This is a genomic window from Bradyrhizobium sp. USDA 372, assembly GCF_053629095.1.
The window spans coordinates 1-18,520 of record NZ_JBRJHR010000001.1 but is presented as its reverse complement, the minus strand read 5'-3'; the positions used below and the strand labels follow the sequence as shown (position 1 = coordinate 18,520).

Here is an 18,520-nt window from a genome sequence, read left to right as displayed (position 1 = left end):
GCGAAGCGTGCCCACCACCTCTATCCGATTCCCGGAAAGATGGTGGGCACGGCGCAAGTGCGCCTTTGCCCACCCTACGAGAGCTGTACGCTCAGCTCTTGTTGCGCATCTTGCTCAGCAGATAATTGTCGTAAAAATTCTCCGCGATCTGCGTGTAGAACAACAACTCCTTCATATACGCGTCGTGACTGTCCTTGGTGCGCTTGAACAGGTCGCTCTTGGCGGCGAGCTCGTTCAGATGGTCCTGCGTCGCGTTGTAGCAGGCCTCCAGCACGGGTTGCGGGAACGCCTTCAGCTCCGCGCCGCCTGCGAGCAGGCGCTTGAGCGCCGCCGGATTCACACTGTCGTATTTTTCGAGCATCCAGGCCCCGGCCGCCGCGCCCGCCTGGTTGACGATCGCCTGATAGTGCTTGGGCAGCGAGGCCCATTTCTCGTCGTTGACGACCATGTGCAGCATGGCACCGCCTTCCCACCAGCCGGGAAAGTAATAGTACTTGGCGACCTTGTGGAAACCGAGCTTCTCGTCGTCATAGGGACCGACGAATTCGGCGGCATCGATCGTGCCCTTCTCGAGGGCCGAATACACGTCGCCACCGGCGATCTGCTGCGGCACGACGCCGAGCCTTGCCAGCACGTGGCCGCCCAAGCCTGCGATGCGGAATTTGAGACCCTTGAGGTCGTCGACGGTCTTGATCTCCTTGCGGAACCAGCCGCCCATCTGGGTGCCGGAATTGCCGCAGAGGATGGCGTGCGCCTTGAACGGCTTGAGCGCCTCGTTGGTGAGATCGGCGCCGCCGCCGAAATGCCACCAAGATTCCTGATGGCGATGGTTCATGCCGAACGGCGCACCGGTGGCATAGGCCAGCGCGGGCTCCTTGCCGATGTAGAAATAGAGCGGCGTCTGCGCCATCTCCACCGAGGCGGTGCTGACCGCATCCAGCGCCTGCAGGCCGGGGACGATCTCGCCGGCGGCAAAAGTCTGGATCTGGAATTTGTTGTCGGTGGCCTCGGCAATATATTTCGCAAAGGTCTGCGCCGTGCCGTAGATGGTGTCGAGCGACTTCGGAAAGCTCGAGGTCAGGCGCCATTTGATCTCGGGCGCGCTCTGCGCGATCGCAGGTGCAGCAACCAGCGTCGTCGCGCCGGCCACCGCGCCGCCTTGCAGGAATGTACGGCGTTTCATGATGAGGACTCTCCCTTGAAGTAAATTTCAAACATGCGGCTGCGCGGCAACGGTCTTCGCAGACCGTTTGCCCGTTCCCAAAGCGGAGTTCAAGATGCGACAGAACGGCCTGTAGCCCGCTTCAAAGCAGCTTGGCGCTGACGAACAGCGCGCGCACGGCGTTGGTTGCCTGCACCGCCAGCATGGCGTTACCGGCAGCGCCTTCCAGGGCCGCGACGGCATCCTCGTGCAGCGAGCGAAATTCCATCCACTCGACCGACTTGAAGTTGGTAAGGAATTGATAGGCTTGGCCGACGGTCGCGATCGCCAACGTGTCGCCGTTCAGCTTGATCTTGAACGTCGTACGCAGCGGGGTTTCGGAACTGGATGGATCACTCATGGGCTGCTTCTGGACGAGGACGGCTTAACGAAGGGGAAACGGCAGCCCCGCCGTCGCAGGCGAATTTCAGGAATCGGTGCTCGCGCGCTGCGAGGCGGTCGCCGCTCCGCGCAGGTTTGGCACCACGACCAGGCGGTTGAACTCGCCATTGTCGTAGGCCTTGATGAACCGATCATAGTCTTTGATCGAGACGCAGCCGTTGGAATCGCCGCGCGGCCCGAGCAAGTAGTTGTGGGTGAGCAGCCCGACGCGGCCGAGCGCGCTGGTGCCTTCGACCGGAGTCATGCGCAGCGCACGGACCCCGTGGAATGGCTTTTCGCGCGGCTTGAGGTCGTAGGTCGCCGGCGGCGTCGCGCCGACCATCCGGCGGTCGACATGTTCAGGGTCGTCCATCAGCGCGCCCAGGCCGGAATGGGCCTCCAACGCCACGCCGCTCGGCAGGTAAACCGCCTTGGCCGAGATGTCATAGACCGCCGTGCGCGAATCGTAGCCGAGAGCGGCGAGATCCGGCGCCTTGTTGAACAGGCCGTCGCCGGGCGTCAGCGAGGCCAGCCTGATCTTGTCGGTGAATTTTTCGAAGAAATTGCGGTTGTCGACCCTGAGGTTGGTGTCCGCATAGGCTTGGCTGGAGGCGATCTGGGCGGAGAAGTCCGCCTGGACCGGACGCGCGCGCGGCATCGGGATGGCGTCGGCGCGCTGCGAGGACCTCGCCTCCTCGGCCGCGGACCGGTCGTCCTCGGTCAGGATCGAGCGCCAGTCGTCGCCCTGGAGCTTCTGGGCGAGCATCGCCTTGGCGTCCCGCAGCTTGAGCTGGACCGCATTCACCGCCGAGCGCTCCAACACCCGCAGGCCGAGCTCGCGCGGCGACGGGCCGGCGGAGGCCGAAGCGAAACGGTCCTCGAATGAGGGGGCACTGGCCGGCGGCAACGCGGCGGAGACAAGCGGGGTCGAATCGCTGATGTCGGCGACCCACGCGGCGGCGCCAAGCGCCAGCGCGATCCCTGCCAGAGACAGTAGAATCCTTTCAGCCCGCCCGACACGGCGGCGCGACAACAGCCTTTCGGCGTGTGCTGCGTCGGAAACCATCAGATCCCCAAATCGACCCCGGGGGCTTACCCACCCCACCCGGAGACTCTATACCAGCTACCACATTGGGAGCCACCTTTATGATGAAATTGTGGACCGGTAAAGAAAAGCGAGAAACCCTTATAAAATAACGGTTTTTCGCAGACACTCCGGTCCCCTGTTTCACCACTTAGCACGGCGTTTCCGGTCATCCGGTCAGCCGCGGCTACCACTTCAAGGGGGCACCAATGCCGTTCATCACCGACGACTACCTCAAGGCTTCCGCGACCCGCCAGAACATCAGCGACTGCCCCGCGAGAGGCCAGAAGGGGTTTGTCCTGCGCACCACGCCGAACGGCGCCTTCACGTTCTACTACCAGTACCTGAACAAGAAACGCCTGCACCCTACCACCGGCAAACCGATTCGTGAGTGGCACCTGATCGGCCAATACCCGGCGTGGACGATTGCGCGCGCCCGCGCCGAGGCCGCGACCCTCGCCGGGCTCGTCGCCAGCGGCAAGAGCATCACCGCCGAGCGCCAACAGACGCTGGTCCTGGCGCGCGCCACCGGCCGCACCTTCCAGCAGATGCACGACGCCTATCTGACCTATTGCGAGGAGCCGGTGCTGCGACGCTGGGGAACGGTGCCGCGCAAGGAGAGCCATGACAACATACGCTCGATGCTGAGCCGTCCACTGGCATGGTGGAGCAACCGTGTCGCCAGCGAGATCACCAGTCAGGAGATCATGGAGCTGTACCGCAGCTACCTCAAGCAACAGCACCCGGCCCAAGCCAACGGTGTCCTGCAATGCCTGCGCACCATGTTCATCTGGGGCATGCATCCCGACCGTGCCTTCGTGACCGTCAATCCGGTCCCGACGCTGAAGGGCGACGACCGGGCGACCGAGGTCTCCGAGATCGAGGACGGCCTCGTTCTCACTGCCGACCAGTTACGCCGGTTCTGGTTCGGTCTCGATGACCCGAAGTGCCCCGGCCAGCCGCTCACCAAGCTGGCGTTGAAGCTGTCGCTGGTGACCCTGCTCCGCACCGGGGAATGCTGCGCGATCCAGCGTGTCGGGATCGGGCCGGACACGGTGACGATCCCGCTCTCCGTCACCAAGGGGCGCCGCTCGCCCAAGGCGCGTGATCTCGTGCAGCCGCTGAACAGTCTGGCCCGCGAAATTCTCGCTCAGGTCTTTTCGATTGGCGACCCGACGCGGGACTACGCTTTCCCGAAGGCGCGCGGCGGCCGGAAATCGAAGAAGGTCGCCGTAGCCAACAAGGGCTACATGCCGCAAAGCTCGCTCAACATCATGACGCGCCGCGCAGACGACACGCGCACCCAGATGGGGATCAATCAGTATCTCGGGCTGCCCGCAGAATTGACGCCGCACGATCTGCGCCGCACCTCTGCCTGCATCCTTGAGCAGTTGGGCTACAGCGACGCCGAAATCGGCCGGGTGATGACGCACAAGACGAAGGACAAGGACGCCGCCCCCGTCACCCGCAAGCATTACCTCGTGCCGGTCAAGATCATCGAGCGCGAGATTGCCGATCCGCGCGTGAAAGCGCTGGATGATCTCGATGCCGCGCTCCGGGAAATTCTCGCACTGCCGACAACTGGCCCGAAGGAGCTGCCGCCGCCGCCAAAGCAGCTCGCCGCCGCGTGACCAGATTGTAGGGATCGCATCCATACAATGGCAGAGGGTCGCCACGTTGCGGCCCTCTCGCATTTTTGCAGCACCTCCATGCAATTTTGGACGGCGTTCATCAAAACGGACGCGGCGTGCCACAAGCAGAACACCCGGCTTTTGTCCATTGCCTCATCGCGCAGGTGGACGGGCCGATTTGGGAAAATTAGCCACGCCCGCAAACCAAAGCGCGCATCGCAGGTTTTGCCGTGACTTCCGCGATTTCACCAACTTGGTGAAATTGCGGTTTGTACGCGATGTTGAACGACTATAACTTTTCTACGACGAATTGCCCCATTTTAGTCGCACTGAATACGCCATGTTGACTCCGGCGGGATTCGACTGTTGATTATGTCAAACGCGCCCCGGTTGAAAATTGCGAAAACGGCGTGTGTGTCGTTGTTAGGACGACACGGCAGGAAGGACGGGGACTGTGGCGAAGAAGAAACGGCCCGTGAAGGGGCCCACCAAGATTGTCGTCGATGAGGAGCGCGAATACGGCACCCGCCTGCGGCTGGCGCGCATCGCGAAGCACATGAGCCAGGAGCAACTGGGTCAGATGTTCAACCTCTCATTCCAGCAGATACAGAAATACGAGAAGGGCACCAACCGCATGTCCGGCTCGCGCATCGTCCAGTTCAGCAAGGCGCTCGACACCACGCCGCACCAGCTGCTGGCGTGGCACGAGACCGAGAGCGCGGCGATCATCGACGCCGAGGTCTACAAGATGGCGCAGGTGTTCATGCAAATCCCGGCGCAGCTGCGCCCGCAGACGCTCAAGCTGCTCAACGGTATCGTGGAGCTGGTGAAGTGAGCAACGTGGTCCGCATCAAGCCCGACGAAGGGCCGATTAACGAGCTGTTCGTTTTTATTTCGAACGACGGCAAGGGCAACGACGGCATCGTCGTCGGCGGCCCGAACAACATGCCGTTGATGACCGCAAAGCGCCACATCGCCGATATGATGGTCGAGCACGCACGCGAGATCGCCCGCGAGAACGGGGTCAACATCCGCATGCTGCGGTTCGGCTCGCCCGACGAGGTGCTGTTCATCGCAGGGACGCACTGATGAGCGAGACGGTGACGCTCTGGTACATCGTTCTGATGCTGTTCGTCGGCTTCGTGCTCACGGCGAACATCGTGGTGATGGGGCGTCACATCATGATCATGCGGATGATGACGCTGGCGCTGCACGGCTTCGTCGAGCAGCAGCGGATGTTCAACGCGTGGATTGCCGCGGAGGAGCGTCGAGGCCTCGCGCCGCACCGAAATGCTGCAGCACCTTCCCCATTCGTAAATCAGGAATAACAACCATGGCCCATCAGAACGAACTCACCGAGGTCGCGCTCAACGAGTTGAAGGCGCACGGCATCCGAGGTCACTTGCGCGATCTCAGCGGCGGCCACATCGAGATCAGCTGGCAGGTTGTTCCCGAGAAGGAGGTGCGCCGGGTCATCTGTGCGAAGTCAACCAGCGACTGGCGATCACGCATGAACACGCGTGCCGAAGTGCGCCGCTATCTGCGCGCCGACAACGTCTCGCTGAAGATGTCAACGGAGAAGCCGAAGAAGGTCGAGACGCTGCAGGTCGAGAAGGCAATGTCGCTGCCGATCGAGGTGATGCCGATCCCCGATCAGGTCGCAGCGATGCGCGGCGAGATGGCCGACCTCACTGAGCTGGTGATGCGCCTCGTCAAGATGGTCAGTGGCGTGCGCGACAACATCGCCGCCTATGTGCCGAAACCTGCAGAAGTCAAACCGGCACCAGTCTCCTCGCGCAGCGTCAAGCTGGTCGAGTACCTCGCGCATGATCGCTGGACCACCATCGACACGCTGCCGCGCGACACGGGCCTCACCGCCGAGCAGATCAAGCTGAAGCTGCAATATCTGAAGAACCGCGACGAGGTCGAGATTTTCCGGGGACAGGTCAAGCTGAAGCCGCCGAAGCCCGGCGAGGCGAAGCCGAAGAAGCTGCACTGGAAAACCGCGCGGAAGATGGAGCGCGAAGCCGCCGAGCTGGCCGCCAAGGAAGCCGCAGCCTCCGCAGCAAAGAAGCCCGCGAGGAAGAGCGGCAGGAAGCAGGTCGCCAACAGGAAGGCGAAGACCAACGGCAGCGGGCACATGGCTGCGTCCACACTGATCACGACCGCCGGGCAGCAGCCGTGAACCTAGGGGCTGGGGAGCTGGGAGGCTTCCTATGTTCTGGCTGCGTCTTGCTCTGGGTTGCACGCTTGGCGCGACGGTGGGCGTCGGCGTCTTCGCCATCCGCTGATGGGAAGGCATAATTGAAAGCAAAAGGCCCCTGTGCCCGAAGGCAAAGGGGCATTTCATGGAGGATCGGCACAGGATCGCGCGGCCTGGGTGACCCTTGGGTCAGCATTACCAGCTTTTCCCGCGCAGATTGTTGTGTTGTAATGCCAGCGCATCAACAGCGGGGACGTGCAATGAGGCATGACCTGATCGTGACAGCCGCCATCATCGTGGTTGGCGCCCTCAACACCGTGCTCGCGGCCATCGCCCTTCTATCGTTCTGAGTGGCTATCGGGCCTTGAGCAAGTCTTGCGCGAGCAGGCGGACATAGGTGCCGCTCTCGTGCAGTTCGAGCCAGCCCTGCTCGGCCGCGTACGTGATGCCCGCGCCGAAGTCCGCACCGTTGCCCTTGAGCGCATAGAGGAACGGCGCGTTGATCTTCTCGATGTGAATGCGGCCATCCTGAACCGGCTCGATGCTGGAGGCCAGCTCGACCAGCTTGCGAGCGGCGGCCTCCGCGCTCTCGAAAGTGCGATTCTCAACGTGCTTCACTAGCCCCGCACCTAGTCAAGAATTTTGATCTCGCGGCTCCAAAGGATTGATGTCGGCTTTTTCCGGCCGCCGAGACTTCCAAAATGCGAGCCGAGCGGACTAAAACCTACCGACCAAATACCTGCAATGCTTCTACTATCAATCCGTGAACCGGACGGAGTGGTCATTCTAAACTCAAGACAGAGCAACAGCGGATAGTTGCCAGCAAACTCCTTGTACGATCGTCCGTTAGTCTGGTGGCTATCTACCACCGGAATTTTCCGCGCTTCTGTCGCCGCAATCTTCAGCTTAGCGACGACTACATCATTAGGTTTGATGACCACCGGATCAAACCTGGTTTCGATGGGCTCCTTACGGGACTCTCCGTTTACGTAGTCTGGCTCGTAACAATGGAAGTACTCAAATTCATCTATGGCCGGCATGGACAGCCAATTATCCGGTAGTTCCGGTTTCTCAGGCTGCAAGGCGAAAAGCTCAACCGACTCGACTGCCGCCGGACGGTTTCCGGAATTTAAGAACAGCAAAGGAACTTCGGCGGTATCGATCAAAAATGCCTGCTCATCGTCTAGGTATCGCAATTCGGGCGGTTGGGCGGCGACGACCCTTAGATCGTCGACTTGCCTCACGGAGGATTTGTAGAACGCGACTCCAGAAGAAATAAAAGCAATGACGGAGAGCGTGGAGCTGATCGACTCTTTCCACGGCCACTTCTTTTTTGGCTTGTTATTGCGTTCGCGTTTGCGGGCTTCGTAAGCTTCTCGCAAATTCAAGTGCCATTCCCCCGTCGGACAGACTATCTGAGTCGGAACGCGTCGCTATTTGAAAAGATCGAGCTGCGCCGTATCCGGCGGGCGCTTTGACGGGCGTGATGGAGGCGTCAACGTTCTCGTCGTCTCTCGAATCAGCCTTACGAACACCTCCGTGTCGAGGAAATAGTTCGGGTAGGCTTTCCGCACTGCGTCCAGGGAGTCAACTGAGACGAGCACAGCCTCCGCGCCTGGAACGTTCTTGAGTTTGCGCTCGACTTCTAGATATTTCTGGTTGGCTAAGGTGGATTCGCCAAACTTGAACGTCGTTACTTGAACCGACATCAGCGCTGGGTTCATTTCGAGGAGAAAGTAATGGTTATCGCCCCTATTGTGCTGTGGACTGGACAGTAACTTCATGGCGTGGCCGTAAGCCTGCAAGCGTTTCGCCAAATCAAGCCGACGCACGTATTCGCGCATTTCGCGGACAAGCTCACGATAGGCCGTCGGCGTTCCCGGGACGGCGGGCGTGCCTTCGCGCAACGCAAATGCGCTGCTCGCCAACGCAAAGAACCGCAGCCAGTCTCTTTCGCCTTGGCTAGATTTGAGGGCCTGCTGCTGGAGCGTGCCGACAGTTTCAACGGCCGTAGCCCAAGCATGTTGCAACTGCGATCGAATCTGAATCTCGATCTTGAGAGAATTATAGTCCGTCTTGCGATCCGAGTAGTATTTGTAGACGAGATGGACGCCACGATAGCCCGAAGGTTTGGGCGAGGTTACATAATCATCGTTGACTGCAAGCGTATGCTTTAAATCGCTGGTTGCATATGCTTCGCATAGCTGCCTCACTGCCTTGCTCGATCTCATGATAGCGCGACATCCCCCGATGTCCTGCATCTGGGACAGTGTCATTGTTGGGAAACGTTCAAGCTTGTGCTCTATCGAGGATAGTCGCTTGATGCGTTGGGCTGTTATTATTCCGTTGTCTATCTGCCTCCCTCGCTTTTTCAGGCCGACGTGAAAGGTGTTCAGCGGAAAGTTGTGAGCGGAGCGCCAGTTATTAACGACATCCAGGGCTTCGAGATATTTCGGAAACCCGATTTGTGAATCCAGATCCCAGGTTGATACGAGAGAGCCCGCATCATTTACGCGGCGCTTCGAATATTCGGGGCGTGCCCACGGCATTGATTAACCAACCGTTGTTCGACACGTTAGTTTATCACTTGCGCGTGCTGGTAGAACACTCCCCCGACATAATCCCCAGTTTACCTGTGCTGATCGGGGATCGCGGGCAGTCTCATGCGCCAATACCCCGGTGAACCGTGTGGATGTGCTCCTCACAGGCAATCGGGATCGGCTCGCCGCAGAAGCACTTCGACCAGCCGTTCTCGTTCTGCGTCGGCATGCGGTACCTCTCGTCCCACATCCGCTGTTTCCAGGCATGGAAGTCGCGGCTGCGCCGCCACTCCTCGAACTGCGCCTGCGTAAGTGTCGGCTGAACGTCCTTCCACGCCCGCTCGAATGCGGCGCGCGCCTCCTCAAACGTCGCGGCGTTGCCGCCTTTGCGATAATCCATACCGGGATAAAAGCCGAGGCCCCAGCTCCACTGGTCGGCCTGAATCGGCACGCCCGCGCGTGCAGCGATGGTGCCGACGTGGATGTCGCCGTAATAGACGTGCCACACTTCCTGGTGCTGGTTGTCGCTGCGTCGTCTGGTCAGTTCAGGCATCGTCTCTACAGCAGCGAGAGCTGGATCGCAGCGCCCTGCCCGTGGGTGTCGAGGAACTGCTCCAGTGCCGGAGGCACCTCCTCACGGTCGGCGCAGCGCTGGCGCAGCTCGATGGCGATCTCCTCTGAGGCGTCCTGTGCCCAGCCCGCGCCGGGGTTGAAGCAGACGATCCGCACCGGGTTGTGATACTGCCCTTCCATCAGATGGCGCAGCAGGGTCTCGCGTTCGGTGTGGTCCTCGTCCATCTCCGGCCACGCCCGGCCGAGCGGCTGGCCGTAATCGTCGAGCACCATGTAGATGTCCCGCTCGACGGCAGGCGCAATCGACGGCGAGGAACGCATGGACCAATCTCCCGCGAGGCTGAGGCCCTATTCCAGCGGCCCGGCGCGCGGCCGTCAAGACTCGACAATCCCCCTGCCCGTTCCTATCTGGGCGGAATATGTCAAAGCATTATGAGCCCGCGCTGCCGGTGTCGGGAACCAAGGTTCCGACCGGGCCAGACTGGATACATGAGGTCAAGTACGACGGCTACCGCATGATCGTGGTGCGGGAGAACGACCGCGTGCGCCTGCTCACCAAGGGCGGCCACGACTGGTCCAAACGCTACCCGCTGATTGTCGAGGCGGCGCTGAGGAACCGGCAGAAGCACTTTGTGATCGACGGCGAGGCCGTGATCCTCACCATGACCGGCATCCCCGATTTCGACGCGCTGCATTCCCGCAAGCACGACGACGAGGTCCAGCTCTACGCCTTCGACATCCTCGCGGCCGACGGCGACGATTATCGCGGCCTGCCGCTGAAACTGCGCAAGCCTCACCTCGCCCGGCTGCTGGCGCGCCGTCCCGAGGGCATCTTCGCCGCCCCGTTCGAGCAGGGCGAGATCGGCGCAGACCTGTTCAGGCACGCCTGCATGATGGGGCTGGAGGGCATGGTCTCCAAGCATGCCGACCGCGTCTATCGCGCCGGTCGCTGTGACCACTGGGTCAAGAACAAGAACCGCAAGCACCCGGCCTACGGCCGCGTCATGGATCAGTTCACATGAGGTGCTTGAAACGATTGCGGATCGCCGGGAGCGGCAGCGGCGGCAACCCTTCCAGCGCGCGAATGCGGTTCTCGTGATCGACGAGGACGGGAAATAGCGGGTCATCGACGCCGACATTGAGACGCGCCGCCTGATAGCCGTCCAGCACATTGGGAGGCGTCGGCCGCAGATTGTAGGGCGCGAGCGCGACGCCCATGTTGAACTCGGTGTCCATCGGGCTTGCGACATGCGGCAGTCCGGTCGTTCCGTCGATCTCAAGCAGCCACGCCTGATAATCGGGACTGGTCGCCAGCACGTAGTTGCCGGTCTTCGACGAATAAGGCGCAGTGGGGTCTGATGCGTCAGCCACCAGCCAGTACCAGTCGTTCGGCGTGTACATCACCTGTCACCCTTGATTGCGCATTTCTCGGCGAGGCTCATCATCACCTGATCACGCCGCTGCGCCGACGCACTGATCTCGCGCAGCGTCAGTGTGAACGCCGCCAGGAACAGCGCATTGAGGATCACCAGCGCGAGCGCGAGCGGCTGCGCCTGCAGGCTGTCGATGATGACGCGCGCTGTCCGCAGCATCACAAGTACTGCCCGCCCGTCGCCGTGGTGCCCGCGATGCTGCCGGGGAAATAGGTGGCATTGCCGCCCGTGCCATTGATCAGGCCGAGGCTGTTCGCATCATATCGCTTCCCGGTCGCTCCGCCGCTGAAAGTCACGCTATCAGCGCGAAGCTGTCCGAGATTGTTAGCGGTCGCAAAGGCCGCGAAGGCGGGCGTGCCAACCAGCGTAATCGTATTATAGGGCAACTGGATGAAGCCGCCGTACGCAGCGTTGGCATGGACCGCAGCACCACCGGTGATCGTATAGTTGAAGATCGCGAAGCCCGCCTGAATAGCCCCATAGCTTTCCGCGTAAAGCTGCGAAAAGCTCGCGTTGAACGAACCGAACTCCATCTTTTCAAAGATCAGGACCGCGCCGGTCGTGCAGCGCAGACCGTGCCCAGACGTTGCCGTGATCTTGAAGCCGCCGACGCGCCAATATGAGGTAGGGCCGGTGCAGGCGACGACATCATTGTTGTGCGAGATCACGACATTCGCGGGCGTCGTGGTATCGCCAACGAGTGACGGCGGCTTTGAACCCACGCACCCGGTGAGAACGATACCACCGGCATAGGTGCCCGGCCCCACTTGGATCGTCGCCTGATAGATCGACAAATCCAGCGACGCTACGACATCGACGGCCTTCTGGATCGTCAGGAACGCGCCGCCCGCCGTGTTCGTCAGCCCGTTGTTAGCATTGTTGCCGTCCGTGCGGACGTAGTAGGTGCGATCCGCCGTCAAGACTTCGCGCGACCGCACCCACGCCGCGCTTCTGCGCACATAGCTGACGCCGTCGCTCGGCGCGTCCGTGAGCGCGTCGGTGATGCCGTAGCCCGCCACCGTGGTCGGCTTGCTGCCGATTTGAGCGAACGTGTAGTCGCTGTTGGCCGCGACCACCGCGCCCGTGCGGCCGAACACCGACGTGACCCCGCCCGCGCCGATGATCGTCCACCCCGCGTCCTTGCGGCCATAGGTATTGCCGTCAACCGGCGCCTCGCCGACGCTGCCGAGCAGCGCAATCGGCAGCTGCGAATATTTCCCGGTGGCGGGATTGTAGATCAACGCGTAGGTCGTGCCCGCCGGGACCGCGCCGATCACCGGGAAATCGGTGTAGTCGAGGTCGAAGATGTAGTCGCCGCCCTCCTTGGTCACGTCGATGCCGTTGCGGCCGATCACTCCCGCAGGAAACTTCGGTGAGACCTTCAGCCTGATCGCGCGCGGCTTGAGGGAGAGGAACGGGACGGCCATCCGATGACTGCCTCCAAGGCGTCAGTAATACGCGCCGGTCGCGCTATCCCCGGCCACGTTGCCGGGCAGATAGTTCACGCCGCCGCCATTGGTGTTGATCGCGCCGCCGTGGCTCGCCGTGTAGCGCTTGCCGGTTGCGGTGCCGGTGAAGGTGTTGCTGAAAATGTCAACGAAGCCGTAGGCGTCGGCGGCGACGAAGGCGTTGCTGAACGCTGGCGTACCAACCAGCGTGATCGGCACGCCTGCCAGAAACGCGAAGCCGCCGTAATCGGCGCGAACGAACGTCCCGGCACTGCCGACAATCGTCGGCGAATTGACCGTCACCCGCGCGCCGGTCGATGCGTAGATTTGGCCGTAGGTGACTGCGCCATATCGCATGGCAGCGCCAAGGGTCATAGTCCAGCCCTGCGCGGCCTTGAGGCCGTAACCGCTCGTCGCGCGCACCTCCATGCCGTCGATGGTGATCGCGCCAGGGCCGTTGAAGATCAGGGCGTTGTCGTTGCTGCACGTCACAATAACGTTGGCAGGCGTGGAGGTGTTGCCGATCAGCCGGATCGTGCCAGCACCAACCTGCGCACCGTTGATGACGATGGCCGCCGCCTGCGTATACGACCCGTCCGCAAGCTGGATGGTGACGGTCTGGCCGCCAAGATCGAGCGTGCCATACACGACGTTCAACGCCTTCTGGATGGTCAGGAACGGCGTCGCTGCAGTGAGCCCGTCGTTGCTGTCGCTGCCGGTCGTGGCGACGTAATAGGTGCGGTTGGCAGTCAGAAGCGTGCGCAGCTTTGCCCACGCGGCATTCAGGCGGCCATAGGGAGAGCCGTCGCTTGGTGCGTCGCTGATGCCGCTTGTAACGACCGACCACGCCGAGTTCTTGCGGCCATACGTCTGGCCATCAGCTGGCGCTTCAGGTGTCACAGCGCTCCATGCGGCATTCCTGCGGCCATAGCTGCTGCCGTCCGACGGTGCGTCGGGGAAGCCGCCGATCATCGAAATCGGCAACTGCGCGTATTGTCCTGTCGCAGGGTTGAAGATCAGCGCGTAGGTCGTCCCGGCCGGGACCGTGCCGATGACGGGGAAATCCGTGAAGTCGAGGTCGAACGTGTAGTCGCCGTTCGCGACGGTCACGTCGACGCCAGCGCCACCAATCACCTTGGCCGGAAACTTCGGAAGCACCTTGAGCTTGATGGCGTCGCTCATTGCCGGTCGATGCCTTCCATCACGTTGACGTTGCCGATCACGAGCTGCACGGTGCGGTCGTCGCGGGAGATGCGGACACCGACGCTGTAGGCGCCGGGACAGAGGCCGCTCATCGCGGTCTCGTCGAAGTCCCACTGGAAGGTGCCGACATCCGGCAGCGTGATCGAGCCATCGTCGGTCGAAGCCTTGAGCCGCACGCAGCCGCTCTCGTCGGCAACGCTGAGCGTCACGCGGCAATCGGCGATGTCGATCACATCGCCGCTCTCGGCGTCGGTAAGCACGACGATCTCGGACCAGTCGGCGCGATTGGAGGCCGTCGCGAAATAGCCGGTGTACATCGCGACCTCACAGTTTGATGTAGAGGGTGACCAGCTTGCGCGGGCCGAGAGCAGCCGTCGCCACCGATGCTGTTGCCAGCCCCTGCGCAGCCGTGAGGTTGTCCGGCGTGCCGCCGCTGACCGAGCTGATCACTACGTCGGCAACGTTGGTGGTCAGGTTCGGGCCGTTGGTGTTGAGCGGGGTGTAACCGTCCGGCCCACCAGTGGTGTAGAAGTTGATGCCAGCGCTGCCCGCCTGCCGATACGCGACATTGTTGATGACGTGCGTGTGGCCGCGATCCCGCACATAGACGCTGTGCTGGTGCGACGGCATTGCGCACTGCGCCGATGTCAGGACGCGGCTCTCCTGCCCGCCAAGCGCACCGAGCACGCCGGGGTTGGTGCCGAAATAGGTCGCGGTCAGTCGCCCGGCGTCGGTGTTGCCCATATCACCGAGGCCGCTGATCGCACAGCCGCGAAAGTCCGGCGTGACAATGGTCTTGTTCGCGGCCCAGTCGGCCGCCGACGACGCGCCGCGCGACGGAGCCACGGCGAGGTTCGGGTCCATGTTCCAGAGAAAGTTGAACAGCGCCTGACAGTCGGCGTTGGCGCGCTCCGATGCGCCGGACGTTGCCGAGCCAATGGTGCGACCGTTGAGGCGCACGAAGCCCGCGAGCACGCCCGTGCCGTAGAACGGCATGATCGCGCCGGTCTGGATCAGCGTGGTGGGATCGACGCTGCCGCCACCGCCGCCGCCCGCGCTGGGGCCGATCACGAGGATGCCGTCGCGCCCGAGCTGTGTGACGCCGAACTTGTCGTCGAGCCGCACCTTGATGTAGCCGTCCGCCAGAAAGAACTGCGGGATGCGCCCGGCAGCGTCGAGCTGGATCGGGTTCGGCATCGTGATCGAAAGCGCCGCGTCCTGATACGGCTGCTGCGGCGTCGAGACGGTGCCAGCCTGAATGATGTACAGCAGCGCACCGGACAGCGGTTTGCCGAACTCGTCGAACTGCTGCGTCAACGAAAGCGGGATGGTGCCTGCCATCTGTGCCTCAACAAAAAACCCGCCGGAGCGGGTCACTGGTCTCGATTGGGTGAAACGTAGATGCGTGGGATGCGCCCGACCTGCCGCGACGCCTCCAGCGCCGGATAGCCGAACTGATCCATGTAGCGCTGCGCGACGCCGAGCGCGTGCGACCCCTCGCCGACGAGGCGCGGCGAGCCTGCGGCGAGCGTCGCAGGTATCAGCGCGAGCGAGCCGAGGTTGCCGCCCGCAAGGTCGCTGAGCGCGTGGAACAGCTCGACGCCGCTCGCCGCCTTCGCCAGCCCGCGCGGCTCCCACGTGTTGAGCGACGCGCCCGCGATCTTGTCGGTGAGTTGCGGTGCGCCTGCGGCCTCCAGCTGCCGCACCATGGCGGCGCGCTTGCCGAAATTGGTGTTGACGTTGTTGCGCATGATCGAGGTGAGCTTGCGCAGCGCCGTATCGACCGGCGCATTCGGCTTGCCGATCAGCGTCCGCTCGATCTCGCGCAGGGAGTTCGAGTAGCGCTCGTAATTGGCCATCGTCTTGGCGTAGGTCGGGTCTTGTTTGACGATGCTGCCCTTGACCGCGTCGTAGAGGTCGCCTGCGATCTTGCGCGCGGCCTTGTCCTCGAACGGAAGTTTGCCGAGCACGTCTTCGTAGATCACCTTCTTCAGCTCGTCGAAGCCTTCGGGCGTGTGGAAGAAGGCGGGATCGCGGCCCTTCCACTCGTTCACCAGATCGACCAGCTTGTCGCGCACGGGCAGCAATTCCTGGCGCGGCCTGCCGTGAAAATTGACGATGTTGTCGATGCGGTTCACCGCAGCGTCGATCTCGTTGAAGCTGAGCTGCGTCGGGTTCGCGCGCGTCGCAGCCATGTCGCGGCGATACGCTGCCTGTGCGTCGCGCTTCATCTGGTCGGCAGCAGCACGCGAGTCGGTAACGATCTCGTCGATAGGAGCCTTGCCGCGCATCTGCGAGGTGAACGCTTCGGACGCTGCGCCGCCCTCGTACCCGGTTCGCCGGGCTGCAGCGAGCGACTGCGCGCCCGCTCCGGTCGTGGTGCCGAGCGTGAGGTCCGCGATCTTCGCCCCGGCCGCGAGCGGCTTTGTGACGACGTTGAGCGGGTCGATGAGGCGGCCAGCCGTACCCGCCGCCTTCGCGGCCTTGCCTGCGAGCCCCGGCAGGCGCGCCAGCGCCGTCTCGCCGCCGGTCAGCACGGTCGAGATGTCGCCGAACACACCGGCTGGGTCTTCGGCCAGTGCGCGCTTGAAGCCTTCCGTCGAGCCGTAGCGGTTCGCGAAATACTGGTTCACCGCGTCGGCATATTGTGTGCTGTCGTCGCCCGAGATCAGCCCGGCCTTCTGCAGATAGCCCTGCCCGACGTTCTTGATGGCGGTCGCGGTGTCGATGGGATGCAGCACCGGCTGCACGATGTCGGAGACGAAGTTGCCGAGGCTCGACGGCGCGTTCCGCACCGCGCGGCCCGGCACGTCGGACCACGAGATCGGGTCCAGCTCCGCGAGGATCGCCGGGTCGGTGACGGGCGTCCCGGTCGTTGCTGGCGTTCCGTTCAGCTCAGCGAGCAGTGCGGCGTCGGTGACGGGCGTCGGCATCAGAGTGCATCCCAGCCGCCGTCAGGCCTGCGGCCATAGGTCTTCCCCTTGATCGTCTTGGTCTCGGTGTAGTTGCCCGCTGCAGGCGCGGTAGGAGCAGCGACGGCCGGTGCGGCGTCGCTGCCGGGGATCGGCCGCCGCAGCAGATTGCCGCCGCCGCGCGAGCGGCCGAGGTCTTCGCCGATGCTGTCGAGGTGGCGCGTCAGCGCGTCGATCTTGGAGTTGATCGTCCACTTCGTGTCCTGCGCGGTGATGCTGTACTGCCGCGCCTGACGCTTCGCCTCGTCGATGTTCATGCCCGCGCCGGTCAGCATGCGCGTGAGGGCCTCGACGCCTGCATCGAGCATGCGCTTGGTCTCGCCGGGCGCGCCGACATTCGCCATCGCCTGCGCGTGGTTCTGCCAGTTGTCGATGCCGACATCGCCGCGCGCGACGCGGGCCTTGAGATCGGGCAGCGTGCCGATGAAGGAGCGTGCGAGACCGACCCGCGCGACGATCTCGTCGCCGATCTTGGCCGCTTCACTGCCGGGGATCGGCTCGACGCCCTTGCTCTTGTCGTTGGGATCGATCCAGCGGTGGTTCGGCGGCAGCTTGCCGGTGTTCGACTGCGAGGTGCCGCCTCCGGTGTCGATGGGCCCCTCAGCCCCCTGCTTCTTGACGCGCACCAGTCGCTCGCTGCCGTCGTCGTCCTTGACGGTCTTGACCTCGTAGTCGTTCTTCACATCCCGCATCATGATCTCGGAGCGACCCGTGCGGCTGTTGGTCCGCACCAGATTGTCGCCGACCACCTTGAAGTCGTAGGTGCCGGGATCGAGCTGCTTCTGCAGCAGGCCAATGGCGAGCGGCCGGGTGACTGGGTTGCGGTACAGCGCCGCCATCTGCGCCGCGCCGATCTGCGGTTGCGGCTGGTCGCTGGTGACGCTGTTCACGGCGCTGTCGCGCACCGCGTCGAAGGCGAGCGACTGCTGCGACGGCTGGCGCGCGGTCGGCTCCGACGCCCCCGTGGTGATCTCGGGCGGCAGGCCGAGGTTGCGGTTGAAGCGATCCGCATAGGCCGAGACGGTGGTGTAGCCGTCGCTGGCGCGCGGATTGTTCATGCCGCGCTCGCCCGTGAACCACGCCTTCGCCGCGCCGGTCGGGCCGTACTTGTCCACCAGCCGCCCGAACTCGCCCTTGTAGACCGCGTCCTGCGCTTCGGGGTTGAGCAGGAATTCGCGCGGCGTCAGCCGCTGGCCGAAGTAGCGCTCCGTCCAGTCGGGGATGTTCGCACCCATCACCTGATAGCGGCCGAAGGCGCGGTCGCCGCTCCGCGTCGGCGGGCCCACCAGCCGGTAGTTGCCCTGCGGACTGCCGCTTTCGATGGCGGATGTTGCGCGCGCGTAGCGCGTCATGGGATCGGTGGCCAGCGCCATCACGTCGGCGGGTGCGCGGGCCTGCTGCACCGGCTGCTCCGCTGGCCACGGTGCGACCTGCGCGGTCGGCACGGGCGCGGTGCCGCTCTTGAACGGATACTGGCCCCATGCCTGCGCGCCCGCCTGGTCGAACCACGGCGGCGGCGCGGGAGCGTTGGGCGGCAGGGTTGGGCCCGGAAGGCCGGACGCCTCCGCAGGCCGCGCGCGGGGCAGCGGGATGGGGCCGGTGATCGCGGGAGCGGCCAAGGCAGTGGCGACCGGCGGACTCACCACGGGCGACGGCTGGGCCGCCTGAGGGCCAATCGGAGCCGGTGCCTGACCGCCGTACAGGCGCGCGATCAAGTCCGCCGCCTCTGCCTCCTCGCGGTTTCTCTGGAGCTGCTCGCCGATCCGCTGCAGCGGCGACCAGTCGATGGTGCCGATGAAGGAGCCGGGCGTCTCGAAGCGCGACGGGTTGATTGCCATGGTCGCCTCACGC

21 protein-coding genes and 1 pseudogene are annotated in these 18,520 nt (G+C 63.4%); 6 read left to right on the top strand and 16 right to left on the bottom strand.

Features of this window, described 5'->3' with window-relative positions:
• Nucleotides 1-91: 91 nt before the first annotated feature.
• The 3 genes from AB7M16_RS00110 to AB7M16_RS00100 all read right to left on the bottom strand — a co-directional run bounded on the left by AB7M16_RS00110 (nt 92) and on the right by AB7M16_RS00100 (nt 2,648).
• The gene (locus tag AB7M16_RS00110; RefSeq protein ID WP_453942786.1) at nt 92-1,183 is read right to left on the bottom strand and encodes a TRAP transporter substrate-binding protein; all 1,092 of its coding nucleotides are present in this window, start codon (nt 1,181-1,183) and stop codon (nt 92-94) included.
• A gap of 121 nt (nt 1,184-1,304) precedes the next feature.
• Nucleotides 1,305-1,562, bottom strand: a complete 258-nt coding sequence (locus AB7M16_RS00105) for a hypothetical protein (RefSeq protein ID WP_024338019.1) — start codon at nt 1,560-1,562, stop codon at nt 1,305-1,307.
• Between the two features lie 66 nt (nt 1,563-1,628).
• Entirely contained in the window at nt 1,629-2,648 is a 1,020-nt protein-coding gene (locus AB7M16_RS00100) for a DUF2778 domain-containing protein (protein ID WP_453942785.1), read from the bottom strand.
• A 227-nt stretch (nt 2,649-2,875) separates the two neighbouring features.
• Here AB7M16_RS00100 and AB7M16_RS00095 point away from each other — a divergent pair, with 227 nt between their 5' ends.
• From AB7M16_RS00095 to AB7M16_RS00075, 5 genes are all read left to right on the top strand, one after another.
• The gene (locus AB7M16_RS00095; RefSeq protein ID WP_453942784.1) at nt 2,876-4,297 is read left to right on the top strand and encodes a tyrosine-type recombinase/integrase; all 1,422 of its coding nucleotides are present in this window, start codon (nt 2,876-2,878) and stop codon (nt 4,295-4,297) included.
• Nucleotides 4,298-4,751: 454 nt separating this feature from the next.
• Nucleotides 4,752-5,132, top strand: a complete 381-nt coding sequence (locus tag AB7M16_RS00090; RefSeq protein ID WP_453942783.1) for a helix-turn-helix domain-containing protein — start codon at nt 4,752-4,754, stop codon at nt 5,130-5,132.
• Nucleotides 5,129-5,386 (top strand): hypothetical protein, encoded by a 258-nt coding sequence (locus AB7M16_RS00085; RefSeq protein ID WP_453942782.1) that lies wholly within the window; start codon nt 5,129-5,131, stop codon nt 5,384-5,386. Before AB7M16_RS00090 ends, AB7M16_RS00085 begins: the two co-directional genes overlap by 4 nt.
• On the top strand, nt 5,386-5,625 hold the full coding sequence (locus AB7M16_RS00080) for a hypothetical protein (protein ID WP_453942781.1): 240 nt from the start codon (nt 5,386-5,388) through the stop codon (nt 5,623-5,625). Before AB7M16_RS00085 ends, AB7M16_RS00080 begins: the two co-directional genes overlap by 1 nt.
• 5 nt (nt 5,626-5,630) lie before the next feature.
• On the top strand, nt 5,631-6,482 hold the full coding sequence (locus AB7M16_RS00075; protein WP_453942780.1) for a hypothetical protein: 852 nt from the start codon (nt 5,631-5,633) through the stop codon (nt 6,480-6,482).
• Nucleotides 6,483-6,854: 372 nt separating this feature from the next.
• Here the strand turns inward: AB7M16_RS00075 and AB7M16_RS00070 are convergent, their stop codons facing one another.
• The 5 genes from AB7M16_RS00070 to AB7M16_RS00050 form a co-directional block, all read right to left on the bottom strand.
• Nucleotides 6,855-7,118 (bottom strand): hypothetical protein, encoded by a 264-nt coding sequence (locus AB7M16_RS00070; protein ID WP_453942779.1) that lies wholly within the window; start codon nt 7,116-7,118, stop codon nt 6,855-6,857.
• 11 nt (nt 7,119-7,129) lie between these two features.
• Nucleotides 7,130-7,888 (bottom strand): hypothetical protein, encoded by a 759-nt coding sequence (locus AB7M16_RS00065; protein WP_453942778.1) that lies wholly within the window; start codon nt 7,886-7,888, stop codon nt 7,130-7,132.
• A 45-nt stretch (nt 7,889-7,933) separates the two neighbouring features.
• Nucleotides 7,934-9,049 (bottom strand): RelA/SpoT domain-containing protein, encoded by a 1,116-nt coding sequence (locus AB7M16_RS00060; RefSeq protein ID WP_453942777.1) that lies wholly within the window; start codon nt 9,047-9,049, stop codon nt 7,934-7,936.
• Between the two features lie 112 nt (nt 9,050-9,161).
• The gene (locus AB7M16_RS00055; RefSeq protein ID WP_453942776.1) at nt 9,162-9,593 is read right to left on the bottom strand and encodes a hypothetical protein; all 432 of its coding nucleotides are present in this window, start codon (nt 9,591-9,593) and stop codon (nt 9,162-9,164) included.
• Nucleotides 9,594-9,598: 5 nt separating this feature from the next.
• Nucleotides 9,599-9,934 carry a hypothetical protein gene (locus tag AB7M16_RS00050; protein WP_453942775.1) on the bottom strand — a complete coding sequence of 112 codons (336 nt, stop codon included), beginning with the start codon at nt 9,932-9,934 and terminating at the stop codon, nt 9,599-9,601.
• 98 nt (nt 9,935-10,032) lie between these two features.
• Between AB7M16_RS00050 and AB7M16_RS00045 the strand changes: the two genes are divergently transcribed.
• A complete protein-coding gene (locus AB7M16_RS00045) occupies nt 10,033-10,635 on the top strand; it encodes an ATP-dependent DNA ligase (protein WP_453942774.1) in 603 nt (200 codons plus the stop codon).
• Here AB7M16_RS00045 and AB7M16_RS00040 read toward each other — a convergent pair.
• The 8 genes and pseudogenes from AB7M16_RS00040 to AB7M16_RS00005 all read right to left on the bottom strand — a co-directional run.
• A complete protein-coding gene (locus tag AB7M16_RS00040; protein ID WP_453942773.1) occupies nt 10,628-11,014 on the bottom strand; it encodes a hypothetical protein in 387 nt (128 codons plus the stop codon). The genes AB7M16_RS00045 and AB7M16_RS00040 overlap by 8 nt on opposite strands.
• Nucleotides 11,014-11,205: a hypothetical protein gene (locus AB7M16_RS00035; protein ID WP_453942772.1), complete on the bottom strand. Its 192-nt coding sequence runs from the start codon at nt 11,203-11,205 to the stop codon at nt 11,014-11,016. The genes AB7M16_RS00040 and AB7M16_RS00035 overlap by 1 nt, the downstream gene beginning before the upstream one ends.
• Nucleotides 11,205-12,401 carry a hypothetical protein gene (locus tag AB7M16_RS00030; protein WP_453942771.1) on the bottom strand — a complete coding sequence of 399 codons (1,197 nt, stop codon included), beginning with the start codon at nt 12,399-12,401 and terminating at the stop codon, nt 11,205-11,207. The genes AB7M16_RS00035 and AB7M16_RS00030 overlap by 1 nt, the downstream gene beginning before the upstream one ends.
• A 93-nt stretch (nt 12,402-12,494) precedes the next feature.
• Complete coding sequence (locus tag AB7M16_RS00025; protein ID WP_453942770.1) at nt 12,495-13,676, bottom strand: hypothetical protein; 1,182 nt, start codon at nt 13,674-13,676, stop codon at nt 12,495-12,497.
• Nucleotides 13,673-14,014: a hypothetical protein gene (locus tag AB7M16_RS00020; RefSeq protein WP_453942769.1), complete on the bottom strand. Its 342-nt coding sequence runs from the start codon at nt 14,012-14,014 to the stop codon at nt 13,673-13,675. The genes AB7M16_RS00025 and AB7M16_RS00020 overlap by 4 nt, the downstream gene beginning before the upstream one ends.
• Nucleotides 14,015-14,021: 7 nt before the next feature.
• Nucleotides 14,022-15,038 (bottom strand): hypothetical protein, encoded by a 1,017-nt coding sequence (locus AB7M16_RS00015; RefSeq protein WP_453942768.1) that lies wholly within the window; start codon nt 15,036-15,038, stop codon nt 14,022-14,024.
• Between the two features lie 32 nt (nt 15,039-15,070).
• Nucleotides 15,071-16,630 carry a hypothetical protein gene (locus AB7M16_RS00010; protein WP_453942767.1) on the bottom strand — a complete coding sequence of 520 codons (1,560 nt, stop codon included), beginning with the start codon at nt 16,628-16,630 and terminating at the stop codon, nt 15,071-15,073.
• A pseudogene (locus AB7M16_RS00005) lies at nt 16,630-18,520 on the bottom strand (hypothetical protein); the annotation flags it as partial. The gene AB7M16_RS00010 and the pseudogene AB7M16_RS00005, both read right to left, overlap by 1 nt.